This is a genomic window from Trichothermofontia sp. (assembly GCF_053493415.1).
Map to the genome: position 1 here is coordinate 1 of NZ_JBRCAD010000064.1, position 5,640 is coordinate 5,640.

Here is a 5,640-nt window from a genome sequence, read left to right on the forward strand (position 1 = left end):
CTGCCCCCCTAATCAGTTCTCCGCAGGCGGCCCACGATGCGCATCGTCAACTCCTGGAGCGGATCACCGAGGGCTATTTCAGTTTGGACAACCAATGGCGGTTTACTGACCTCAACCCCCGCGCCGAGCAATTGTGCTTGAAAACCCGGGAGGAAGTACTAACCCAATCCATTTGGGCCGTCTTGCCAGAGCTACACAGCACCCCCTTTGCCGAGGCTGCCGAGCGGGTACTCAAGGAACAACAGGCTGTGCAGTTGGATCTGTTTTATGCCCCCCTGGGGATCTGGTTAGAGATGCGGATCTACCCGGAACCGACGGGCATCGCCGTATTTTGCCGGGATGTGACGATCGTCAAACAGGCGGAAGCCGCCCTAGCGGAGCGAACCGCTCTCTCGGCCTTGGGAGCGGCGGTTAGCCTGGCCCTGGCCCAGGGGGGGAGTTTGGGGGAGAGTCTCCAGGCCGCCTTAGCGGCGATCGTGACCCACCTGAGCGATACCTTTGCCTACCTGTGGACATTGAACACCACCACGAATCTCCTGGAACAGCAGGCAGTGGCGGGTGAGCATACCCCGACAGACGACTTCCCCGCCCTAATTTCCCCTGGGATCTCAATGGTCGGCTTTATCGCCCATACGGGCCAGCCCTATCTGACCAACACGGTTCTCCACGATCTGTGTGTGGCCAATGCTGATTGGGTCAAGCAGGAGCGAGTGATTGCCTTTGCCGGGTATCCCCTGATTGTCGAAGATCGCCTGGTGGGCGTGATGGCCATCTTCCGGCGGCAACCCTTCACGGATGCAGCCTACGCTATCCTCGATTGGGTGGCCCATGATATTGCCGTGGCCATCGATCGCGCTTGGGCACGGGGGGAATTGCTAAGTCGCCGGGAAGCCCTGTTGTTCCGCTTAGCCCGCCAAATCCACAACTCCCTGGAATTGGATACCATCCTGAAAACCGCTGTGCAGGAAATTCGGGGCCTCCTACAAATCAAGTGTTGCCATTTTGTCTGGTATTGGCCCCAATGCGATCCCCCCCTGCTGGCTATTACCCACGAAGCGCGGGATGCGGAGCTGCCCACGTCGCTCGGGGATTGTCTGGTTGGGCCGCGTACTGGCCTTGTGGAAAAGTTAGAGCGGTTGGAAACCCTCCGCCTAGATGATGCGACCCAACTGCCGACAGCCACGGCGGAGAGCCAAATTCTCCTTTCGGATCTCGCGGTGACGGCCCAATTGGTGGTGCCCCTGGAGACCTGCGCAGGGCAATTGGGGGCGATCGTCTGTACCCAATGTGATGAACCCCGCCCGTGGCGTAGCAGTGAGGTGGAGTTACTCCAAGCGGTTCGGGATCAACTGGCGCTGGCGATCGACCAGGCGGAATTGTTTGCGAAAAGTCGGGCCTCCGCCTTTGCCGCCGAGAGTCAGGCCCACCAGTTAAGCGAAGCCCTGCGCAACCTGAGGCACACCCAAGCCCAACTGATTCAAAGTGAGAAGATGTCGAGTTTGGGGCAAATGGTGGCCGGGATCGCCCATGAAATTAACAACCCAGTGAGCTTTATCAGTGGCAACCTCAACCATGCCGCCAACTACACCCACGATTTGCTGGATCTCCTGGAGTGCTATCAACGCAACTATCCAGAGGCGGTGCCAGAGGTCCGGGAACTGACAGAGGCGATCGATCTCAGTTTCATTGCTGAAGATTTACCCAACCTGTTGAACTCGATGAAGATTGGCACCGATCGCATTCGCCAGATTGTCCTGTCCCTGCGCAACTTCTCCCGGTTAGATGAGGCCGAGTTGAAACCCGTCGATATCCACGAGGGGCTGGAGAATACCCTCCTGATTTTGCAGAGCCGCCTCAAGCCGGTTGGCAAGCGGGCGGGGATTCGCATTGACAAGCACTACGGTCAACTCCCCCTGGTGGAATGCTATGCCGGTCCGATGAACCAGGTGTTTATGAATATCCTCAGCAATGCGATCGATGCCCTGAACGATCAGGATGATCCGGTTATTACCATTCGCACTGAAGTGCAAACCCTCGATGGACAAGCGTTCGCCGCCATCTGCATCCAGGATAATGGCCCTGGCTTGTCAGAAACGGTACAGCAACGCCTCTTTGATCCCTTCTTCACCACCAAGCCCGTGGGCCAGGGGACCGGGCTGGGCCTTTCGATTAGCTATCAGATTGTTGTGGATCGCCATCGGGGCAGCCTCATCTGTGAGTCGGAGCCAGGACAGGGAGCGGCCTTTTGGGTGCGTATTCCCCTCGCATTCACCCCAGTGGCTATTTAGGGCGATCATCGCCGCAAATTTTCCCCAGATGAGGGTAGAAAAAGTGTTGACAGGTCTGCTACACTAATTCGGTGTCTATAAGCGATGGGGCGTAGCCAAGCGGTAAGGCAGCGGGTTTTGGTCCCGCCATTCCTAGGTTCGAATCCTAGCGCCCCAGTTATTTTGCCCCAGTTATTTTCCGGTAACGGTAAATCCAGCAGCCTACTCCCACTGCTCAAGGATTTCGGACCAACTGTGAACGAGCGATCGCAGTTGTAGCCGTCGGGTTTCAAAGGTGGCAGCCATCCAGATCAGAACACTCCCGACCACCAGGCCCACAACCCACTTGGTGAGCGGATAGATCTGGTTGAGAATAATCAACTGGTTAAAGATATTGGCCAGAAAGATGGCGGTGCCGACATAAAGGGGCGCACGAATTTTGAGTCCCAGCCCCCCCAGGAGGGAGAGGAGACTCACGCCCCCGATGGCGATACCCGTGTAGCGATCGCTCCATAACATGACGCCCTGGATTAGCCCCAACCCCACCAGCCGCAATAGGTGGCGACTATCCCGCTGTTCCCGGTGCCCCAGGCCGGGATCAAATTGGGCAATGTAGAGGAAGGTCAGGGCCAGGGGAAGAATGCCCAGGAGGGGATCGGCGATCGCCTGCCGATCGAGCCAACGCCAAACCGCCCAGTCGGCTAGGAAGACGCTGATATAGGTCAACCGAAACCGTCGTGCTCGATAGGCCAATCCCGCATAGTAACCAGCCGCCACGAGGGCGTTGCCGGGATGCAACCAATCCAAGGTGGTCATCAAGGCCGTGATGAGGGGGAGGGCGATCGCGGCGCGTTGCCAGGGTTGCGATCGCCAGCCCCAGCGGGGCCAGGGGAGGCTATACCAAACCAGGCCAAGGCCACAGGCGACCAACCCTAACCAATTATCGAAAATACTTAACTCAGGCCAGTTAATGCGGGCAAACCCCAGCAGCAATAAGCCCTGCCCTAGGCCCGCGTAAACCCACCGATCGGCGGCTGCCGAGAAGGTTGCCAGCCGTCCCTGCCAGAGGGCATAGAGACAGAGGTAGGCCGCGATCGCTAACCCGAAGGGCTTAAGGGTGGGGGGGGTCAGCAGACTGATCCCCATCGCCCAGACCATGAGCAAGATCCCCAGGCCCCAGTGCAAATTAGCCCAGAGTATGAAGGTTGCCGGGGGTAGCCCCAGGAGTCGCACCCAGAGCCGTTGACCCAACTGACAGATGAGTACGATCGCCGCCGTGGTCCCGGCCAGAATCAGGGCACCATCCGCCGCACTGCCCCCGGATGCCTGGGAGAGTTGATAACCCACCCCTTCATAAATCCCCACGGATAGCCCAATCAACCCCATGACCTGCACCGGTCGCCAGTAGGGAGCATACCCCCCAACTCCCAAGGCCACGCTCGCCGTTGCCAGGGTTAACAGCCCCGTCCAGGCAGTCACGACCTCTAGCCGCAAGCCCCAACCCAGCAGGGCCACCACCAGGGGGAGTATGCGTTTCCAGGCGGCAGGTGCGACGCGACGCGATCGCCAATACCAGCGGCTCCAGAGCATTAACAGCCCACCGATGAGCACATTGGCCACGGCGAGATCAAGCGCGCCCCCACCCCCCCACGCCACCCCTTCGGCCAGGGCGAATTCAAGGGGAACGGCCATTGCGTACAGGCCGAGGTCATCCCCCAACGGCCAACAACGGAGGGCTACGGCAGCAGCGGTGACGATCGCGGCGATCAGGACCCACCCGCTGGCTGAGGTCGCCCACTGGGGTGTCAGGCTGGTCGGGATATACCGAGCGGTAACCGACAACAGGAGGCCCAGGATTTGTACCCCATAGAGCACGATCGCCCAGAAGTCTGCCGCTTGGGCATAGAGCCAGAGCAGGGACGCGGGTGAGCTGGCCGGGGTTGGGGTAGACCGAGACAGGTAGCGGTAGCCCCCCCACAGGAGGGTGAGGGTTAGTGAGCCGGTCAGTAACCAGGCGGGTGCAGCAAAGGGCGGTAAACCGGGCCAGCCCTCCCAGAGTAGGGTGAGGCCTGTGGCCAGCCCCAAGCCGAGGGCGATCGTCGTGAGGGCGATCGTGGGCGCATAGGAGGCATTCACTGCCGTCAACACAGCGGCAGCCCCCAGCCCCAGCAGCCGGATGCGGAAATCAGGCAGGGTCAGGACTTGCCACAGCCCCAAGGTCACCACGGTCAGGGGCACGGTCACCCTGGGGGGGGCCGGGGTTGCCCGACGGGTGATCAGGGTCAGGCCCAAGGGAACCACCACCCAGATCAGCGGCCAACCGGGGTGAACCGCGTTCGGGGTGCCCGTGCTGCCCAGACTCACCGCCTGTCGCCAGCCCAACAGCAGCAGGTAACTGCACCCGGCTAACCCCAGCCCCAGGTGCCAGGTACTTCGTCGCCAGTGTCCACCCAACCGGCTCAGGCTCACCCCCCACAGGCCGATCGTTTGCCCCAACAAGGCCACACTCCATTGCCACGGGTCCATCTGGGGCAACCAGAGATCCAGGAGCGAACAGAGGGTGGCGATGCCCGCACTGAGGGTCAGGTAAACGAGGCCCTGGGCCAGGGTACGCCGCCGGCACAGGACGGCGATCAACAGGAGGGTTGTGGTGGCTAGATTGAGCGATCGCACGATCGGGTTGGCCAAGCTGACCAAGGTCAAGATCCCCCCCAATACCAAGGCTAAGCCTTCCCCAAAGGCCGCTGCCTGGGTACGGTTCCGTCGCCGGAGCCAATCACAATACCCCACGATGACTACCAGGTAGGGTAACCCCACTATCCCCACCAGCACACTGGGCATGGCCTCGGCCCCCACCCACTGCACCAGGCCCGTCGCGATCGTCCGTTGGAGGGGGGGCGGCACTAAGCGCCAGATCAGCCCGTTACTTTGCAACCCGATCAGGAACAGGACGAGGCCATCCCCGGCGCGGCCCTGTCGCCCTAACCGACCGTGGAATAGCCACAGGATCAGGCTGCTGACGGCTAGGGCTTGACCCGGATGGGTGACGATTGTCACTAACCAACCCAGGATTAACAGGGCACCACCAGCCCGTTCCCACAGTTGGGCGTGGTCGGCCAGGTGTGCAGGGGCGATCGCGACCTCACTAGCCGAACGCTCCGATGCACTGGTCAAGGCCGATCGCGACGCATCTCGGTCGGCCAACCGCCGCGATTGCTGGGCTAACCAGGTCAAGAGCCAGCCACTTCCCCCGATCGCGAGTCCCGTCTGATCGACTGCGATCCCCTGGACAAACACAGCCCGCACCCACAACACCAACAGGCCGTAGATGACAAGGATAGCTCCCAGGGTGAGGGGGGGCGGTTCTGAGGGC

General features: G+C 60.9%; 2 protein-coding genes and 1 tRNA gene. 2 read left to right on the plus strand and 1 reads right to left on the minus strand.

From position 1 onward, the window contains the following. On the plus strand, positions 1 to 2,288 hold a 2,288-nt coding region (locus tag ACWIUF_RS05605), incomplete at its 5' end, for a GAF domain-containing protein (RefSeq protein WP_448571306.1). Between the two features lie 85 nt (positions 2,289 to 2,373). After that, positions 2,374 to 2,445, plus strand: a tRNA-Gln gene (locus ACWIUF_RS05610). Positions 2,446 to 2,489: 44 nt separating this feature from the next. Here ACWIUF_RS05610 and ACWIUF_RS05615 read toward each other — a convergent pair. Further along, a partial coding sequence (locus ACWIUF_RS05615) for a hypothetical protein (RefSeq protein ID WP_448571307.1) occupies positions 2,490 to 5,640 on the minus strand: 3,151 nt, incomplete at its 5' end.